Here is a 17033-nt window from a genome sequence, read left to right as displayed (position 1 = left end):
GCCAGGGCGGCGCAGTGGACGGCGACGAAGGGCCCTTCCCGCCGGGGGCTCAGATCATGGATCACCCTGGCTATGAGTTCCTTCCCCGTCCCGCTCTGCCCCGTGATGAGCACCGTGGTCGTGGTGGGAGCCACGTCGTTCACCAACTTCCGAACGCGCTCCATTCCCTCGCCAAGGAAAATCGTCTCCACCGAGGGAAACTGCCTGCGCAGCTCTTCCGACAGGAGGGAGATCCTGGTTTCCGCCTCGGCTTCCCGAAGGACACGCCCGATGACATGGCGCAATTCATCAGGGTCGCGGAACGGCTTGGTGAGGTAATCGGAGGCCCCCGACTTCATCGCATCTACGGCACTACCGATCGAGCCGAACGCCGTGATGACGATCCAACGGGATTCCGGCCGGACCTTCTTCCCTTCCCGCATCAGTTCCAATCCCGATATGTCGGGCATTCGCAGATCGGTCACGACGAGATCGAAATCCGCTTTTCCGAGGTGAGTCAGTCCCTCGTTTCCGTTCCTCGCCTCCTCCACCCTGTACCCTTCTTCCCCGAGAACGGTAGCAAGAAAGGAACGCATCAATTCGTCGTCGTCGACGATCAGGATCGCCTTTGACATCTCGCGGTCACTCCGCTTTCGGCAGACGGATCGTAAGAACGGCTCCGCCGCCTTCCCGATTGGTAAGCTCGATTTCCCCTTTCATCCCCTCGATCACCTTTTTCGAGTAAGCCAGCCCTAATCCCGTGCCATCCACCTTGGTGGTGAAAAACGGGGTGAACAGGCGGGGCAACTCCGCCTCGGGGATTCCCGGACCTTCGTCTTCGATCCGGATCGTGACCTGGCGATCTTCGGGTTGGGCGGAGATCCTCAAGTTTCCCCGGTCCCCCATCGCCTGGATCGCGTTCCGGATGCCATTTGCGAGAACGCGGTGCAGTTTCCCGGGATCGACCGTCACGCAGGCACCATCCGCGGTATCGAACTCGACCTTACCCGTCCACCCCGATGCCCCGATGACGACCGACTCATGAAGGATGGCGTCAATATCCACGGGTTCAACAGAGTAGTTCTCTTCCCGGGAAAACGCGAGGAGATCGTTCACGAGCGCCTCGATCCGCTCCGTGCCCTGGAGAACGATCGCAAGCGCCTTCTTCCGGGGGTCCGCCTCCTCGACCTTCTCGTCCACCCATTGGGTGTACCCTTTGATGCTCCCCAAGGCGTTCCGGATCTCGTGGGCGAGCGTAGAGGTCATCTGTCCGATCAGGACCAGGTGTTCCCTCCGGTCCGCCTCGGCCTGAAGCCGAAGGTGGCGTGTCAACACCCGCTCCAATGCAATCCCGACCCCCCACAAAAGAAAAAGGACGGCACCCACCGTCCACCACATCTTGCGGGCATCGGAGAGAATGCGATCCGCCTGGGCAACATGAAGGACGAGACGCAGGATCTCGACCTTTCCGTCCGGGCCGTGGAGGAGGTAGTTGAATTCGTAGGCAGGGAGGCCGGTACCGAGCGTGACCCTCCGTCCGTAGGTCTTTCCCGACCGCAGCCATTCCCCCAGTTCCGCCTCGTGAATCCTGGTGCCTGCCAATCCCGGGTTCGTATGGAAAAGGATCGTCCCGTCCTTCCTCGCGATCATCGCATAGGCCACGACGCGATCGCTTAGGACATTCCGGATCTCTCCTTCCGCCTGGTTCCATCCCGCCCGCAGGGCACCTTCCGCGGAGGTGGAGAGGGCCAAAGCCGTGCTCTCCAGGGAACTTTCCGCAAGGGTTTGCGCGGTTCGGGAGTTCAGCGCCGTGGCGTAAAGAATGGCGGCCGAGGACAGCAACAAAAACAAAAAGAGGATCGCCCTCAAGACACCAGTAAGAGAGGGGCGTTTCATCCTCACCTCCAATGGGTTTCTCTCATAGTACCGCCGGGAGGCCACCATCCTTGCGAGGACGTGAAAAACCAGGAGGGACCGCCTTGCTGGCGGCCTCTCCTGGTTTCCCGGAGCTCCGCGTTACGGAGTGTCGATTCCGACCCGGTGGATTCTCCCGCCGATTTCGACTTTCGGCGTCTGGTCCCCGGAGATGGATTCTTTCTTCACCGAATTCGCATCCCGGTTCAGATTCCCCGTCTCCGAAGCCTTGTGATACCCCCTATCCCAGACCTTCGGCAAAACCGACTTCTCCGGCTCCGCTGCAACTACCCAACCGCTCATCGCAAGGATAACAACCGCCGCGACGACCGCCGCCAACCCCGTGCGTTTTTTCATCTTCCCGACTTCCTGTGGTTTGTGTTGGGAAACGTTGTGTCCTCGGAGCTGGAATCAGCAGGAGGCGTGCCAATCCCTGCGACCGGCTGATCCCAGGATTTTCCACAGGTTAGGTGATATCCCCGGCGTCTGAGCTTTCCTCGCTTCGAGAGTATTCTTTAATTCGCCCGAGAATATTCTTCATGGAACTCTCGGATCGCTATTCCACGTTGTGCGTAAACGTCGCAGACCCATTCTTGTCCCCCGAACCTCCCTTTGAACGTGTATTTGCCCGGCTTGGGCAGGTTGACGTCGGCCCCGAAATGGCTCTCCATCGCCATGAAGTCCGTTTTCTCCTTCTTCTTGTCCGGTCCGACGACCGTCACCGAACCCTTCCCCACGGTCATGGGCTTCTTCGTCATGGGGTCGGTCAGCCCGAAGGCGATGTGGTGGCTCTTCATCATCCCTTCCATCTTCATCCCGGAAGCCTTCGCCTTCTCCATGTGGGTTTTCATGTCCACTAGGCGCGCCTCGCACTGCCACGGACCGAGATTCCCGCCGAAAATCTTGTCGCCCATCTTCCCATGCTCCTCCATCTTCATCCCGGGCATCGCGCCGGGTCCCTTCTCCCCGGCGATGCCTGCCAGCGGAAAGGCAAGAAATGCCAGAATGGTCGCACATACCCAAAAATACTTCATCTTCATCGTCTTGTCCCTCCTTCTGGTATTTGGATCGAGGCAATCCCCCGTCTCACAGCCAAACGCCAACAGCAAGTGATGCACGACTCATTCGATTGCCGCGTCAATCTCGTGTTACTTCCCTCGGATTCCATTCGGTCTCTTCGCTCCACCTCCTTCCTTTTCCGTCGCGCCCAGCCAGCCGGATACGGTAGGCGCTCTTCGCACCGAAAGCGATTTTCGGCAGAGCGAGAACGCTTGGAGCGATCAACTGTCGAATTTCCTTTTCATCCTTCAGGAAAAAGCAAGGGCGATGCCACGATGAGGTGTCTTTGGCAACCCATCGAAGATAAAGCCAAAACCTTGGTCAGGGGTCATCGCCAGGCCTTTAGAAGGTGAAGCGGCAGCGCAATCTTTACGGAGGGACGCGTAAGATCTGCACTCCGCTTAAAACCCGTAATCTTTGACCAATAAAAGTGGTTCCTGCCCATTATCTGTTGAATGCGGCCCAGGTTGTAGGCGGGTTCGCCGCCCGCGACATCAAGAAGGAACAGGATGAAATCATCAGACGGCATCTGGAGGCGATGCGAAACGAGGCGATGCGGATCGAGGGCGTGGTCAAATCCTTTCTATCCCTCGAATCCGTCAAGAGCCATCGATTTCTCAAAGACGGCGAAACCGCGATGATTGACATTCAGACGGAACTCCAAGGAAAGCTGGAGGAATTGAAGCGGAGACAAACGTAACGTGCTGGACAGAGAGGTCAGGCCTCTCTCAAGGTCACCCCATACCGGGAAGCCGTCTCCTCCCAATTGCGGAATGGAACCGCAAGGAACGCATCGACAACGGCGGGATCGAAATGGGTCCCGCTCTCCTTCGTGATGAACTCCGCCGCTTCTTGGTAGGATAATGCCGCCCTGTAAGGCCGGTCCGTCGTCAGGGCATCGAAGACGTCCGCCACGGCAAAGATCCGCGCTCCGCGCGGGATCTCCGCTCCCACAAGCCCTTTCGGATACCCGCTTCCGTCGTATCTCTCGTGATGGGCAAGGACGATCTCGCGGGCGCCGGCAAGAAACGGGATCCGGTCGATGAGCGTTGCGCCGAGTTCGGGGTGCCGCCGGATCTCTCTCCATTCCTCCTCGGTCAGTTCCCCTTGCTTTAGGAGCACATGATCCGGTACCCCGATCTTTCCCACGTCGTGGAGGAGTGCGCCGATGGCGATGTTCAAGAGAGCTGCCTCGTCTTTCAATCTCATCCTGCGCGTCAGCAGCATCGTGTATTCCCGGACCCGGCGGGAATGAAGGGCGGTCTCGTGCTCGCGAAGGTCGAGTGAGGAGGCAAGCGCCGAGAGCGTCTCCTCGTGCGCCACGCGCTCCTGCTCCAGCGCGAACCGTTCCCGGTGGAACAGGAACGACGAGGCGACGGCGATCACCCAGAAGCTTGCGATCTCCCCGACCTGGTCGGCTTGGCGCATGAGGTCTCCGCTCCAATCCCTGAGGATGTGGACCAGGAAGAGAAAACTGACGGCCAAGGCGGTCGCAAGCGTCCCGCGTATTCCCAGGAAGGCCGCCGCTATCAGGATGGGGACATAGTAGAGCTTCTGGTAAAAAAGATGGAGCCAGTGCCACGCGTGCGGGCCGGCGGGTGTCAGGAAGTGAAGGAGGGAAACAGCCGCCGTAGCGACAACGACCAGGAGGATCTTCCCCCGGGAAGTCCCCAGGCGGGCGGCAACCGTTCTTTCCTCTGGCTCGGGCATGGGGGCCTCCACCTCGCCTCCGTTGTCATTGTTTCCCCGTTGCGATATCTCCCCCCCGAGAGGCAACGATAAGGGGCCGCTCGAGGCGGCCCCTTATCGCATCCCTAAAGATGAATGTATCAATTTACCGTGTACGAGAAAGTCGCGGAACCTGTCTTGCCACCCGACTCTACTTCCGTCTTGAATGTGTACTTCCCCGGCTTGGGCAGATTGACGTCGGCCCCGAAATGTCCCTCCATCACCATGAAGTCCGACTTCTCCTCCTTCCGGTCCGGCCCGATAACCGTCACGCTGCCCTTCCCCTCCGTGACGGGCTTCTTCGTCTTGGGGTCGGTCAGATCGAAGGCGACGTGGTGGCTTTTCATCATCATCCCCTCCATCTTCATGCCGGAGGCCTTGGCCTTCTCCATGTGGGCCTTCATGTCCATCAGTCGCGCCTCTCCCTGCCACGGGCCGATCTGCCCGCCGAAGACCTTGTCGCCCATCTTCCCATGCTCTTCCATCTTCATCCCGGGCATCGCACCGTGACCGGTCTCCCCGGTCTTCATCCCGGGCATCGCGCCGTGACCCTTCTCCGCAGCGACCCCCGCCAGCGGAAACGCCAGAAACGCCAGAAGAACCGCACACATCGCAAAACGATTCAAGTCCATCTTTTTCTCCTCCCTGTCGGTATTGAACTCCCCTTCCGTCCGTTTCGTCCCTCCCTTGAGAAGAGACGGCGGAAAAGACGGTTTCATTCGGTCATACGCCTTACGCCTTCGCAGGCAGCGCGTTCAGCTTGAGCTCCCGCGCCTTCCAGAGCTTGTAGATCGCCGGGTACACCAGGAGCTCCAGGAGGAACGATGTGCCCAAGCCTCCCAGCATCGGGGCGGCGATACGTTTCATGACGTCCGCTCCCGCCGAGGTGGACCACATGATGGGCAACAGCCCCATGAACGCCGCAGCGACAACCATGAACTTCGGGCGGACGCGCTTGACGGCCCCGTGGATGATGGACTCGTCCAGCTCCGCGACGTTCCGGAGGAGCCCCTTCCTTTTCGCATCTTCATGGGAAAGGTCCAGAAAGAGGAGCATGAAGACCCCGGTCTCGGCGTCCAGGCCCAGGAGGGCGATCATCCCCACCCAGGCGGCGATGGAAACGTTGTAGTCCAGCACGTAGAAGAGCCAGATGGCGCCGATGGCCGAGAAGGGGACGGCGAGCATGACGACCGAGGCCTTGAAGGCGCTCCGGGTATTCATGTAGAGGAGCACGAAGATCAGGGCCAATGTCACCGGCACGACGAATTTCAGCCGTTCGCGCACCCGGAGCATGTTCTCGTACTGACCGCTCCACTGGAGCACGTAGCCGGTCTTGAGCGGGACCTTCTGCTCCACGGCCGCCTTGGCCTCCTCCACGTAGCCTCCCACGTCCCGGCCGGCGATATCCACGTACACGTACCCGGCCAGGAACCCGTTCTCGTCCCGGATCATGGCGGGACCCTGGACGAGCTTGATGTCCGCGAGCTGGGCGAGGGGAACCTGGGCCCCCATCGGGGTGGGCACGGAAACCAGGACCCGCCCCAGACGGTCGACGTCCTCCCGGAGCTCCCGGGGGTAGCGCAGGTTCACGGGGTAACGCTCCCGGCCCTCGACGGTGGTGGTGATGTTCTCGCCCCCGATGGCGCTCATGATCACGTCCTGGACCCGCTCGATCGTGAGCCCATAGCGGGCCAGCTGGTCGCGCTTAGGCTCGAAGTCCACGAAGTAGCCTCCCGTGACGCGCTCAGCGAATACACTGCGTGTCCCCCGGATGGGCTTGAGGACGTGTTCCAGGTGCTCCCCGATCCGCTGGATTTCCCCGAGGTCGCTCCCGTAGATCTTGATCCCGATGGGCGTGCGAACTCCGGTCGTGAGCATGTCGATCCGGGCCTTGATGGGCATGGTCCACGCGTTCGTGACCCCGGGGAACCGCACGGCGCCGTCCATCCTGTCCACGAGCTCGTCCCAGGAGATGTGATCGGGCCAGATGGGCCGGAAGAGGGGCTTGAGCCAGCCGGGAGCCCAGGAGGAGAACCAGCGCTCCTTCGGGCTCCATTGGCTCTCCGGCTTCAAGACCACCGTGGTCTCCATCATGGAGAAGGGCGCTGGATCGGTGGAGGTGTCGGCGCGTCCCGCCTTGCCGAAAACTCGATCGACCTCGGGAAAACTCTTCAAGACCCTGTCCTGCCGCTCCAGGAGATCCTGGGCCTGGGCCACCGAGAGCCCTGGGAGGGTCGTGGGCATATAGAGCATGGTGCCCTCGTTCAAGGGCGGCATGAACTCGCCTCCGAGCTTCAAATAGATGGGGATGCTCAAGGCGAACAGGGCCACGGAGACCGCGATGACGGTCTTCGGGCGGCGCAGCACGAACCGGCAGGCCGGCTCGTACACCTTCAGGATCGCGAGGGAAATTGGGTGCTTCTCCTCGGCATAGTACGTGCCCACCGCAGCGCGCGTGGCAAGCTTCGCGAGGAACTTCGGCCGGAAGGTGAACGGTTCGATCCGCGCGAACATCATGCGCGTAGCCGGGTTCAGGGTGACCGCCAGAACCGCGGCCAGCGCCATGGCCAGGTTCTTGGAGTAGGCCAGGGGCTTGAACAGCCTTCCTTCCTGGTCCACCAGCGCAAAGACCGGGAGAAAGGCCACGGCGATGACAAGGAGCGAGAAGAAGACGGAAGGTCCCACCTCCTTCAATGCCTCCAGCCGCACCTGGTGGAAGTCCCCTTGCCGGCCTTCGGCCTGCCATTGGTAGATCTTGTTGTAGGCGTTCTCCACCTCGATGATCGCCCCGTCCACGATCACGCCGATCGAGATGGCGATGCCGGCCAGGCTCATGATGTTGACCGTGACCCCCATGTAGTACAGCGGGATGAACGAGAGAAGCACGGACACGGGGATCGTGATGATCGCCACGAGCGCCGACGGAACGTGCCACAAGAAAACCAGGATCACCAGGGACACGATGATCATTTGCAACACGAGCTCGTGCTTGAGCGTCCCGATCGCCCGGTGGATGAGGTCCGAGCGGTCGTAGGTCGTGACGAACTCCACCCCCTTGGGAAGCGAGGGGCCAAGCTCCGAAAGCTTCTCCTTGACCCGGTCGATCACGTTCAGGGCGTTCTCCCCGTGGCGCATCACCACGATCCCGCCCACATGATCCCCGATGCCGTCCAGATCGGAGATGCCGCGGCGGATCTCCGGCCCCAGGGACACCCGGGCGATGTCCTTGAGGAGTACGGGAACGCCGCCGGAACCGGTTTTCACCACGACCTTCTCGAGGTCTTCCGGCCTTTTCGTGTAGCCCCGTCCCCGGACCATGAACTCCGCGCCGGCGAACTCGATGAGCCGGCCGCCGACCTCGTTGTTGGACATGCGTATGGCCTCGGAGACCATGTTGAGCGGGATCCCGTAGGCCGCCAGCCGGTTCGGGTCCACCGTGACCTGGTATTGTTTCTGGAATCCCCCGATGGAAGCCACCTCGGCCACGCCGGGGACGGACTGGATGGCGTAGCGCAGCGTCCAGTCCTGGTACGAGCGGAGCTGATCCAGGGAATGGGTGCCCGACCGGTCCACCAGGGCGTACTGGAAGACCCACCCGACGCCCGTGGCGTCGGGCCCGAGCTCGGTCTGAACCCCTTTTGGAAGGCGGGACTGGATCTTGGACAGATACTCCAGCACCCGGGAGCGTGCCCAGTAGATATCCGTCCCGTCCTGGAAGATCACGTAGACGTAGGAGAAGCCGAAGTCCGAGAACCCCCGGATGGCCTTGACGTTCGGAGCGCCCAGGAGCGCCGTCACGATCGGGTAGGTGACCTGGTCCTCGATGATGTCGGGAGACCGGTCCCACCTCGAATACACGATCACCTGGGTGTCCGAGAGATCGGGGAGGGCGTCGAGGCGGATCTCCTTGAGCGTGTACACAGCCAGGACGCAGGCCGCCACCACGGCCAGCAGGGTCAGGTAGCGGTTGACCGCGCAAAAACCTATGACCCGCTGGATGAAGGTTTCCTTTGCTTGTTCGCCGGGTGTCCCGGCGCCGTGCGGCATCACTGCCCGCCTCCGTGGCCGACATGGCCCTGCGACGAGGGCTTTCCCTGGGACGGGGGCTGGTCCTGCGACGGCGGCGGAGGCGTTCCGCCTCCCTTCATTCCGGTGAGGGCAGCCTTAAGCCTCGATTCGGAGTCGAGGAGGAAGTTCGCCCGCACCGCGACCCGTTCGCCCTCCTTGACGCCGGAGAGGATCTGCGCCTTCCCCTCGCCTCGGACGCCCACCTTCACTTCCCGGGGCTCGAGGCTCCCCCCCCCGAGGTCCACGAAGACCATCTGCCGGACGCCCGTCTCGATCAGGGCCGAATCGGGGATCACCACGCCGGTCGCGGAGTCCAACTCCAGGAAAACGTCGGCGTACATCTGGGGCTTCAAGCGGAGCCCGGGATTCGGAAACTCGAAACGCACCTTGAGCGTGCGGCTCTCGGGCGACAGGGTGGGATAGACGTAGGCGACCCTTCCCTTCAGCCGAAGACCGGGGTCGTAGGCGGGAGCAAGGTTCGCTTCCTGACCCAGGCGCACTGCCCTTGCCTCGTACTCGTAGAGGTCCGCTTCGATCCAGATCCGCGAAAGGTCGGTCACGGTGAAGAGCTCCATGCCGGGCATGACCCTCGTTCCCTCGAAGACTTCCTTCACCGTGACGTAGCCCGACACCGGGGCATCGAGCGTCACGGTACGCCGGGGGTTCTTCGTCCTCTCGAGCTCGGCGATAAAGCTCTGCGGCACGTCAAAAAGCTCGAGCCGCCGCCGGGACGACTGGACGAGCTCCGCCGCCATCTCCCTCTCCTCGGGGTAGGGATTCTCCTTCATCCGGTTGTGCATCTCGATGGCAAGCAGGTACTCCCGCTGGCTGGCCACCAGCTCGGGCGAGTAGAGGTCCAGGAGCGGCTGGCCCTTCGCCACCACCTGTCCGGTAAAATTAACGTGGAGTTTTTCGATCCAACCCTCGATCTTGGTCTGCACGCGCCGTACGCGCGTCTCGTCGGGAACGACGTTTCCCACCGCCCGTACCGAGCGGCTGATCTTCTCGCGCACCGCCGGGGCGGTTTGGACTCCGGCCAGGCGGAGGCTCTCAACACCCACCTTGATTGTGGAGTACCCCGCCACGGCGCTCCCTCCACCTCCGACTTCGTCCTCGTAGACCGGGACGTAATCCATGCCCATCTCGTCCTTGGCCGGGACGGGCGAGGTGACGCCCGGCTTCATGGGATGGCGGTAGAAAAGAAGCTTCCGCTCGCCCTTCCCCGCGCCCCCGCCCTGGGCGGCGCCAGCGGCCGCGGCTTCCGGGGCGGCATCTTCGATCTTGGTGAGTGTCATCCCGCAGATGGGGCATTTCCCGGGCTTGTCGGAGATGATGAAGGGGTGCATGCCGCAGGTGTACTTCGCCTTCCCCTGGGCGACCTTTGCGGCGTTGTCCGCCGGGTGAGGGTGCAGCAGGGAGTGAAACGCGGGAACCTTGAAGAAGGCCAGCGCCCCCGCGCCGAGGAGGACCAGCACCGAAGCCGCGATGACGATGATGCGCAACTTCTTTTTCTTCGACGATTCAGGCGGAGGGATGTTTCCCTCCGGGGGCTGTCCCGGAGCCTCCCCCTCGGGCGCAACCACCCCCTCGATTTCGGGGGTGGCCCCTTCCTTCCTTTCTTCGCTCATCTTCCGTCTCCGTGTCGCTTCGATTTCGAATCCAGCGTTCCTCTATCAGTTCAGGTCTTTCCCCACAACCGCTCCCAGCCTCGCCTTTTCCACGGTCAGGTCTCCCACCGTCTCGTGGTAATCCTTCCGGAAGGAGAGGATGTTCTTGATCGTATCCAGCAGCGTCGGAAAGTCGACCTTTCCGACGCGATAGGCTGCCAGGGCCGTCTCAAAGTTCGTTTCGGCGTGAGGAATGATCGTCGTCCGGAAGAGCGCGGCCACGGAGGAGCGGCTTTCGATCGTTGCCAGCGATTTCCCGATCGCGTTGGCCGCCTCGAGGTCCAGGTTGGCCAGCTCGCGCCGGGCCATCTCCCGTTCCGCCGTCATCTCCTGGACGAGGGGATCGAGCTTCTCCTTCCTCCATATCGGAAGGTTCATGAGCACCATCGAGGAGAACATGTCGGGGCGCCCGGTCCCGTCCGGCGTCGCGTCTCGCTGCATGTAGGAGGCGGACACCTCGAAGTCCGGGTAATATTCCTTCTTCGCCACTCCGATGGAGGCCTCCCCCCGGAGAACGCGCGCCTGGATCGATTTCCTCGACGGCCGCTCCTCCCTGTACATCGCCATCAGATCTCCCGTGCCGTACGGCAAAGTGAACTCGCGGAGATGCTCGATTTCGGGGACCGGCATATCGGGAGGCAGGGCGGCAAGCGTGTTGAGGCGAATGGAAAGGACCTTCTCCTTGTTCTCCAGGACAAGGAGCATCTCCCGCATCTTCTCGTACTCCACCTGCCCCCGGTGGACGTCCGCCTGGGTCACCCGTCCCACGGCGTACATCTCCTGGGAAACCGCCACGATCTCCCGAAGGATCTCCCGGGTCCGGCGGACCACCTCCGCCTGCCTGCGAACGGAAGAGAGATCGGCATAGGCCATCTCGATCTCGGCCCGCAGCATGTTCCGCATCTCCTGCAGGTCGAACTCGGTCTGCTCCTTCTCCCGCGTCGCCACCTCCGTCCGGAGCTTCAATTTGCCGGGGTAGGGAAACATCTGCGACAAGCCGATCTCCTTCCCCGTCATGTCCTCCTCCCGGAAGGACCAGCTCTTCACCGGCACGTTGGTGATCCCGACCCACCCCTTCGGGTCGTCCAGGGCGCCGGCGCGGATCGCGGCGTTCTCCTTCATCCGGATCCGCTCCTGCATCGCGGCGAGGGAAGGATTCTTCGACAGGGCCGCCTCGATATAGAAGGAAACGGGACGAGGCGCTTCCTCCGCGCCGGCGTGCCCCCATGGAACGAGGAGGCTCAAGAACAGCGGTAAAATCCGCTTGCAGATATGGGAGGCGTCGATTCTCCTCAGGTTCTTTCCGAGATCCATTCTACCGTCGTCCTTTCCCGACCCGGCAAGCCGCCACTGTCTTCTCCTGAAAATAAAAAAAAAACGCCGAAACCAATAAAATCATTAACGGTTTTTATTATACTGCAATATTCTATATCATGGCGCATCCATCCCGGCGCGCCCTTCCGTCCCCTGCTCCGCCCCGTTCTCCTTGTCGCCTTCGGCCTGTCCATCGGCCGGATCTTGCTTCGAATCGTGGTGGTTGGTGGAAACCGTCTCGGTTTTCCCGTGCTTCCCCCCGTGCATCCCCATCATGTGAAAATTTCCCGTCGCCAGCCATACCACGATCCCGCCCACAACCATCGCCCCCATCAGGACGAGCATTACCGCCTGACCGCCATTCTTCCGTAGCATCATCTTCCTCCTTCGAGAAACCGCCGGAAATCCCGGGTCAAACCCGGATGAGCCGAATGCCTTACCTGTTTCCCGGGATCGGACAGCAGTCGCTCCCCTGCCCGCATCCTCCCGACACCGCCGCCGCTCCCGGAAACCGAAAAGAGCCGCCGAGCAGCAGCGTCGCCGTCACGGAAAGGACGATCGCCGCGATGATGGAGATCACCCATGCCCTCCAAGTGGGCGCCGGTCGACCGGAAATATCCTTCAACTCTTCCTCCGCCCGGGGGACGCGTTCGTCGAAGAATCCCCCCGTTGTCCGTCGGAACTGTTCTTCTCTCTCCATCGGTTCCTTCCCCTTCCCTCTCGTCGACGCGATTCCTTCTGTACCTGCCCTCACAACGCCTGGTACGGGGCCATGAGGGGATCGTCTTTCGCAACCAGGCCGTCCTGAAGGCGGATCGCCCTCGTGGCCCGGAAGAGGTTCGCCCGGTTGTGCGTGACCATGAGCACCGTCTTCCCCCTTTTGTGCAAACCGGAAAACAGGTCCAGGATCTGCTCCCCGGTGGAGGAGTCGAGGTTCCCCGTCGGCTCGTCGGCGAGCAGGACCGGGGGATCGTGCACCAGCGCGCGGGCGATCGCCACCCGCTGGCATTCGCCGCCGGAGAGTTCCGAAGGAAGCCTCTCCTCCTTCCCCGAAAGCCCCACCGAGGTGAGCAGCTCATTCGCGCGCCCCGCCTTCTCCCGGGCGCTCGTCCGCAGTGGGGACATCGGCACCATGACGTTTTCCCTGGCTGTCAGGTAAGGCAGGAGATGGTACGCCTGGAAGATGAACCCGATCGTCTCCCTTCGGAAATCGGCCAGCCGGTCCGCGGAGAGGGAGGACAGATCCACGCCCTTCATGAGGACGGCGCCGGAGGACGGGACCTGGAGACCTCCCAGGATCGTAAGCAGGGTGCTCTTTCCGGCCCCCGACTCTCCCGTGATCACCACGTACTCGCCCGCCTCGATGGAGAGGGAGACATCGCGAAGCGCGACCGCTCTCGTGCCGTTGTTGCCGTAAAGCATCGAAACATTTTCCAGCCGGATGAAAGCTGCCATGGATTCTCCCTCGTGATTACAAACTGCGTATGGCTTCCGTCGGCGAGAGCGCCGCGGCCCGCCGCGCCGGCGGAATCGTGCCGAAGAGCCCCAATCCCATTCCGAGGGCCACCCCCAGAAGCGCCGGCGACGAAGCGACCCCGGCCTGCTCGACGCCGAAATGGGGAGCGACGAGCAGGGCGGCGGCAAGACCCGCAAGCGCTCCGGATGCCGAGGAAAGGAGGGAAATCCACCCCGTTTCCCAGAACAGGAGGGAGAGGATCGCCTTTCTCCGGAACCCCACCGCCCGCAGGACCCCGATCTCCTTCGTCCGCTCCTGTACGCTGCCCATCACGGTGACGAACACCATCAATCCGCCGATCGCCAGGACGATGGAGGACACGCCGATCCCGAGGCGGCGGAACTGGTCCACCGCGGCCTTGCGGCTCTCCACCACCTGCCGGATCGCCGAAACCCTTGCGCCGGGAAGCGCTCCCCCTATCTGCGCCACGATGTCCTCCACCGGGCAGTCCTTACAGAGCGCCGCTACTTCGAAAAAGGTCACTCCCCCGGGATTCCTGCCCAGGGACTGGACGTCGCCCAGTGCCGCGATCACCATCCCGTCTTCCTTTTCGCCGGTGGGATGAAGGACGCCGGTCACGCGGAACGTCCTGCCGCCGGAGACGACGGTTCCGCCGGGCCCTTTGTCCAGGGCAGCCGCGGCCTCGGAGCCGAGGAGGATCTCCCCCTTCTCCCGGATCGGACTCCCGGAAATCTTCCACCACGGCCGCGCCGCCGCGATCTCCATCGCCGGAATGCCCATCCACACGATGTTCTTCCCCGAGGCGTCCGCCGCCGCAAGGAAGAACGGGACGACCGAGCGGAGGCGCTCTTTCATTTCGATCCCACGGATCGCCTTCTCATCCGCCGCCGTCAGGCGGGAATGCGCCACCTGCGTGCCGCCAAGGGAAATGTCCCCAAAGCCAAGCGTGAGTTGTTCCGTGCGGGGGGTAATCAGGATGTTGGCGCCGAACCGGTCCAGCTTGTCCTGCACCGCCTGCTCCATCTGCGCGGTGAGCGAGGCGAGGGCGACGAACGTCCCGATCCCGAGGAAGATCCCCAGCCCCGTGAACACCGCCCGCGACTTGCGGCGAAATAGGTTCTTCCATGCCAGCTTCCGGATGTTCATCGCGCAGCCCCCACCCCTATGATCGATTGCCGGGAAAGTAATTCTTCCCGGCTGCGATGTCGCCCTTCTGGATCACCAGGTACTGGCCTTCCACCTTGCGCGCCAGTGGATGGGGGTTGCACCCTCCCTTGATTTCCTCGATCCGCTCCGGGTGGAACGCCACCTCGCATTTGTTGCACACGATCCGGTCTCCCTCCTGGCGATACCCAAGATTTGACTGGAAGCAGCCGTTGCACGCGTCGAAGACGGCGCGATACGCGTCGTCGGAACTTTTCAGTGCGAAATAATAAAGCTGCCGTCCATCGACCTCTTGCTGGAGAAAGAGCGCCTTCCCCGAATCGAGCGCCTTGAGGGGGATCTTCACCGCATCCGCGGTCTCGACGACGCCGGCCGACTTTGCGATCTCCACGGGGGATTTCTTTAAGATGCCGTCGAGCCATCCCACTTGTGCGATGGCGGCAACCCCGGCGAAGAGAAGAATCGCCACGACAATCCCCACCCGGATTCTCCTCTCCTGTCTCCTGATTTTTTCCATTTCCATGGGTCCTCCCGGATCATGAAGTTGGCACATATGCAGCACCATCCGTGCCAAGTGATACGAAAAACGAAATGCATCTATCAATTCAAAGGTTACCGATAAGAACCGGATCCCGGCAGGTTTCAGGAATCTTCTCATCAGAGAATAGTCTCTCCCGGTTACAGAGAATTCTTCAACTCCCGCTCGCCTCCTGTGGTCTCCTGTTGGTGAGAGGGCCGTAACTTTCGGATATTCAACGATTTTCTTTTTTTCGCCAACCGTGGCATGACCGTTGCTCTTTCCGATGTTGGGGGTCAGCTTTTTCGGGATGTGAAAAGGAATTACTCCGAAGGAAGAGTAGGGCATTGCCATGAAGAAAGCGATATGGACAGGGAATGCGCTGCTTGGGCTAATTATTGTGGTGACTGTCGGCGTATCGACGACGGAAGCGAAGACAAACAGGTTCGCCGCCTGGATGGGAGAAAAGATTTTCGACGGAAGAACGCGACCGCGGCATTCCGAGGCGAGATTGGTGGACCCCAAGGCCCAGGTGGAAGAGGCCAGGGCAGCCGGGAAGATCCCAGGTGTCGCTTCCGGGGCCTACCACTTCGTCTTCTACGTGGCCCAACCCCGGCCCAAGACGCCGATCCTTCTCCAGGATGGAAGTGGAACCGTGACGGTTACCGGGCCGGACAAAAAGAAGGTTACGAAGAATCTGACCCGCAAGGACGGGCACTTCGGTGCCGACATCGCCTTGAATAAGCCCGGCGAATATCGGTTCACAGTCGACATCGAAGCAGGGGGCACCAAGGGGACAACGACGTTTGCCCATGCAGTCAAATAAAGATGTCCACTTGGTCTTTAGTCGCAGGGCCGCAGGAAAGAGGATCCTGGGCGAGAGGAGCCTGTGTCATGAAAAGGATGATCCGATATCGGCTTTTGGCCGTGGTCGGCCTTGCCTTGGCTGGCTGCGCCTCGAACGCCTCAAGGGCAGAACTGATCAAGGACAGATCGGAGTCGAACAGGAAGGATGTCTTTATCGAAGTTAACGAGAAGGGAGTTGTTCCCAAGGCGTATGCGGATCTTGTAATCGAGGCGTCTATCAAGACCCACGCCGAGGGCTACTACCTGTTCGAACCTAGAGACTCCCTGCACGGCAAGCCGGATTACCCGTTTCTTTTAAACATCGACGGGCAGGCTGTTATCTGGAAGATCGACGGGCGGGAGGAAACGGCACCCCGCTACACCCCAAGCGGCGAGAAAAATCCGGAAGGGGGCACTGGTATAAAATACCTCCTCCGTAAAAAGGTGCGGCTTGCACCCGGTTCTCACAGGGTGTCCTCCGGACTTCCGGGAGAGAGTTACATCAGTGAGTTTGCCATCACCTTGAAGGAGGAAAGGACGTATGTCCTTGCCTTCGAGCCGGTTTATCGGTGGCAAGGCAAGAAACGGTCGCTCCTGTTCACGGGCGGCCTCAGGAGGTACGAAAGGTCGTTCACGGAGATCCACCCGGAGTGATACGCCTCCAGGCCATCAGTCCTGAAGGCAGAGGGAAAAGATGAAAGTTGCCGGACAAGACGGGAAGCGGTTCCATGATCTTGGGGACACCCTGCATCTTAGGACTATGGCACAAGGGGGAGGGATGGGGCAGCTGTACACCTGTCCGATGCATCCAGAGATCCGCCAGGACTCCCCGGGAAACTGCCCTATCTGTGGGATGCCCCTCGAGCCCAGGACGGCCACTGTCGACTGGGATTGGCCGTCTGCTTCGGCATTGTTCATCGGCACGGCGGGACGATTGACTTTCACGGCGAACCGGGCTCCGGAACGACGTTCCGGGTACGGCTCCCGTTCGCCAGGAACAGCGACCAGAGAGTGAAGGAGAGCCCTCTGCATGGATAAGCATATTCTGGTGGTCGATGATGACGAAGTGGTCCTCGGGGCGGTGTGCAAGGCATTGCGGCCGGACCACTATGCGATCGATACCGCGCAGAGTGCGGACGAAGCCCTGAAGCTGCTTTCGGAATCTTCCTACGGGCTCGTGATCACCGACTTGATGATGCCCGGCATGGATGGCCTGGAACTGCTGCGGCGCATCCAGGACATGGGAGCGAAGTCGGAAACCATCATGATCACCGGGTACCCTACGATTCAAACCGCGCTT

General features: G+C 61.5%; 16 protein-coding genes and 2 pseudogenes. 4 read left to right on the top strand and 14 right to left on the bottom strand.

What is annotated here, in order from left to right:
* The 4 genes and pseudogenes from A2Z13_01440 to A2Z13_01425 all read right to left on the bottom strand — a co-directional run bounded on the left by A2Z13_01440 (window position 1) and on the right by A2Z13_01425 (window position 2933).
* Window positions 1-614 (bottom strand): annotated as a pseudogene (locus A2Z13_01440) (hypothetical protein).
* Window positions 615-621: 7 nt separating this feature from the next.
* Window positions 622-1848: a hypothetical protein gene (locus A2Z13_01435; protein ID OGP79384.1), complete on the bottom strand. Its 1227-nt coding sequence runs from the start codon at window positions 1846-1848 to the stop codon at window positions 622-624.
* Window positions 1849-1995: 147 nt separating this feature from the next.
* The gene (locus A2Z13_01430; GenBank protein ID OGP79383.1) at window positions 1996-2250 is read right to left on the bottom strand and encodes a hypothetical protein; all 255 of its coding nucleotides are present in this window, start codon (window positions 2248-2250) and stop codon (window positions 1996-1998) included.
* Between the two features lie 158 nt (window positions 2251-2408).
* Window positions 2409-2933, bottom strand: a complete 525-nt coding sequence (locus A2Z13_01425; GenBank protein ID OGP79382.1) for a hypothetical protein — start codon at window positions 2931-2933, stop codon at window positions 2409-2411.
* A gap of 470 nt (window positions 2934-3403) precedes the next feature.
* On the opposite strand from A2Z13_01425, the gene A2Z13_01420 reads away from it, so the two are divergent.
* On the top strand, window positions 3404-3652 hold the full coding sequence (locus tag A2Z13_01420; protein OGP79381.1) for a hypothetical protein: 249 nt from the start codon (window positions 3404-3406) through the stop codon (window positions 3650-3652).
* 17 nt (window positions 3653-3669) lie between these two features.
* Here the strand turns inward: A2Z13_01420 and A2Z13_01415 are convergent, their stop codons facing one another.
* The 10 genes from A2Z13_01415 to A2Z13_01370 all read right to left on the bottom strand — a co-directional run bounded on the left by A2Z13_01415 (window position 3670) and on the right by A2Z13_01370 (window position 14893).
* Window positions 3670-4662 (bottom strand): phosphohydrolase, encoded by a 993-nt coding sequence (locus A2Z13_01415; GenBank protein ID OGP79380.1) that lies wholly within the window; start codon window positions 4660-4662, stop codon window positions 3670-3672.
* Window positions 4663-4781: 119 nt separating this feature from the next.
* Window positions 4782-5399 (bottom strand): hypothetical protein, encoded by a 618-nt coding sequence (locus A2Z13_01410; protein OGP79379.1) that lies wholly within the window; start codon window positions 5397-5399, stop codon window positions 4782-4784.
* A gap of 13 nt (window positions 5400-5412) precedes the next feature.
* Window positions 5413-8727: a cation transporter gene (locus A2Z13_01405; GenBank protein ID OGP79378.1), complete on the bottom strand. Its 3315-nt coding sequence runs from the start codon at window positions 8725-8727 to the stop codon at window positions 5413-5415.
* Window positions 8727-10376, bottom strand: a complete 1650-nt coding sequence (locus tag A2Z13_01400; GenBank protein OGP79377.1) for a hypothetical protein — start codon at window positions 10374-10376, stop codon at window positions 8727-8729. The genes A2Z13_01405 and A2Z13_01400 overlap by 1 nt, the downstream gene beginning before the upstream one ends.
* A gap of 45 nt (window positions 10377-10421) precedes the next feature.
* The gene (locus tag A2Z13_01395) at window positions 10422-11729 is read right to left on the bottom strand and encodes a hypothetical protein (protein ID OGP79376.1); all 1308 of its coding nucleotides are present in this window, start codon (window positions 11727-11729) and stop codon (window positions 10422-10424) included.
* Window positions 11730-11846: 117 nt separating this feature from the next.
* Window positions 11847-12074: a hypothetical protein gene (locus A2Z13_01390; GenBank protein ID OGP79375.1), complete on the bottom strand. Its 228-nt coding sequence runs from the start codon at window positions 12072-12074 to the stop codon at window positions 11847-11849.
* Window positions 12075-12165: 91 nt separating this feature from the next.
* Window positions 12166-12429: a hypothetical protein gene (locus A2Z13_01385; protein ID OGP79374.1), complete on the bottom strand. Its 264-nt coding sequence runs from the start codon at window positions 12427-12429 to the stop codon at window positions 12166-12168.
* Between the two features lie 50 nt (window positions 12430-12479).
* The gene (locus A2Z13_01380) at window positions 12480-13151 is read right to left on the bottom strand and encodes an ABC transporter ATP-binding protein (protein ID OGP79385.1); all 672 of its coding nucleotides are present in this window, start codon (window positions 13149-13151) and stop codon (window positions 12480-12482) included.
* A gap of 49 nt (window positions 13152-13200) precedes the next feature.
* A complete protein-coding gene (locus tag A2Z13_01375; GenBank protein OGP79373.1) occupies window positions 13201-14352 on the bottom strand; it encodes a hypothetical protein in 1152 nt (383 codons plus the stop codon).
* A gap of 16 nt (window positions 14353-14368) precedes the next feature.
* Complete coding sequence (locus tag A2Z13_01370) at window positions 14369-14893, bottom strand: hypothetical protein (protein OGP79372.1); 525 nt, start codon at window positions 14891-14893, stop codon at window positions 14369-14371.
* 346 nt (window positions 14894-15239) lie between these two features.
* Between A2Z13_01370 and A2Z13_01365 the strand changes: the two genes are divergently transcribed.
* From A2Z13_01365 to A2Z13_01355, 3 genes and pseudogenes are all read left to right on the top strand, one after another.
* Entirely contained in the window at window positions 15240-15713 is a 474-nt protein-coding gene (locus A2Z13_01365; GenBank protein ID OGP79371.1) for a hypothetical protein, read from the top strand.
* 68 nt (window positions 15714-15781) lie between these two features.
* Window positions 15782-16387: a hypothetical protein gene (locus tag A2Z13_01360; protein OGP79370.1), complete on the top strand. Its 606-nt coding sequence runs from the start codon at window positions 15782-15784 to the stop codon at window positions 16385-16387.
* A 376-nt stretch (window positions 16388-16763) separates the two neighbouring features.
* Window positions 16764-17033 (top strand): annotated as a pseudogene (locus A2Z13_01355) (hypothetical protein).

Source organism: Deltaproteobacteria bacterium RBG_16_64_85 (genome assembly GCA_001798885.1).
GTDB lineage: Bacteria > Desulfobacterota > Deferrimicrobia > Deferrimicrobiales > Deferrimicrobiaceae > FEB-35.
Note: the sequence above shows the minus strand (reverse complement) of the source record. Positions and strands in the feature narration are given on the sequence as shown.

What these genes read in the sequence shown, in the direction of transcription:
- A2Z13_01375 (OGP79373.1), bottom strand. Translation starts at nt 14,352, where the DNA reads ATGAACATCCGGAAGCTGGCATGGAAGAACCTATTTCGCCGCAAGTCG.
- A2Z13_01425 (OGP79382.1), bottom strand. Translation starts at nt 2,933, where the DNA reads ATGAAGATGAAGTATTTTTGGGTATGTGCGACCATTCTGGCATTTCTT.
- A2Z13_01395 (OGP79376.1), bottom strand. Translation starts at nt 11,729, where the DNA reads ATGGATCTCGGAAAGAACCTGAGGAGAATCGACGCCTCCCATATCTGC.
- A2Z13_01360 (OGP79370.1), top strand. Translation starts at nt 15,782, where the DNA reads ATGAAAAGGATGATCCGATATCGGCTTTTGGCCGTGGTCGGCCTTGCC.
- A2Z13_01430 (OGP79383.1), bottom strand. Translation starts at nt 2,250, where the DNA reads ATGAAAAAACGCACGGGGTTGGCGGCGGTCGTCGCGGCGGTTGTTATC.
- A2Z13_01410 (OGP79379.1), bottom strand. Translation starts at nt 5,399, where the DNA reads ATGAAACCGTCTTTTCCGCCGTCTCTTCTCAAGGGAGGGACGAAACGG.
- A2Z13_01400 (OGP79377.1), bottom strand. Translation starts at nt 10,376, where the DNA reads ATGAGCGAAGAAAGGAAGGAAGGGGCCACCCCCGAAATCGAGGGGGTG.
- A2Z13_01385 (OGP79374.1), bottom strand. Translation starts at nt 12,429, where the DNA reads ATGGAGAGAGAAGAACAGTTCCGACGGACAACGGGGGGATTCTTCGAC.
- A2Z13_01370 (OGP79372.1), bottom strand. Translation starts at nt 14,893, where the DNA reads ATGGAAATGGAAAAAATCAGGAGACAGGAGAGGAGAATCCGGGTGGGG.
- A2Z13_01390 (OGP79375.1), bottom strand. Translation starts at nt 12,074, where the DNA reads ATGCTCGTCCTGATGGGGGCGATGGTTGTGGGCGGGATCGTGGTATGG.
- A2Z13_01365 (OGP79371.1), top strand. Translation starts at nt 15,240, where the DNA reads ATGAAGAAAGCGATATGGACAGGGAATGCGCTGCTTGGGCTAATTATT.
- A2Z13_01415 (OGP79380.1), bottom strand. Translation starts at nt 4,662, where the DNA reads ATGCCCGAGCCAGAGGAAAGAACGGTTGCCGCCCGCCTGGGGACTTCC.
- A2Z13_01405 (OGP79378.1), bottom strand. Translation starts at nt 8,727, where the DNA reads ATGCCGCACGGCGCCGGGACACCCGGCGAACAAGCAAAGGAAACCTTC.
- A2Z13_01380 (OGP79385.1), bottom strand. Translation starts at nt 13,151, where the DNA reads ATGCTTTACGGCAACAACGGCACGAGAGCGGTCGCGCTTCGCGATGTC.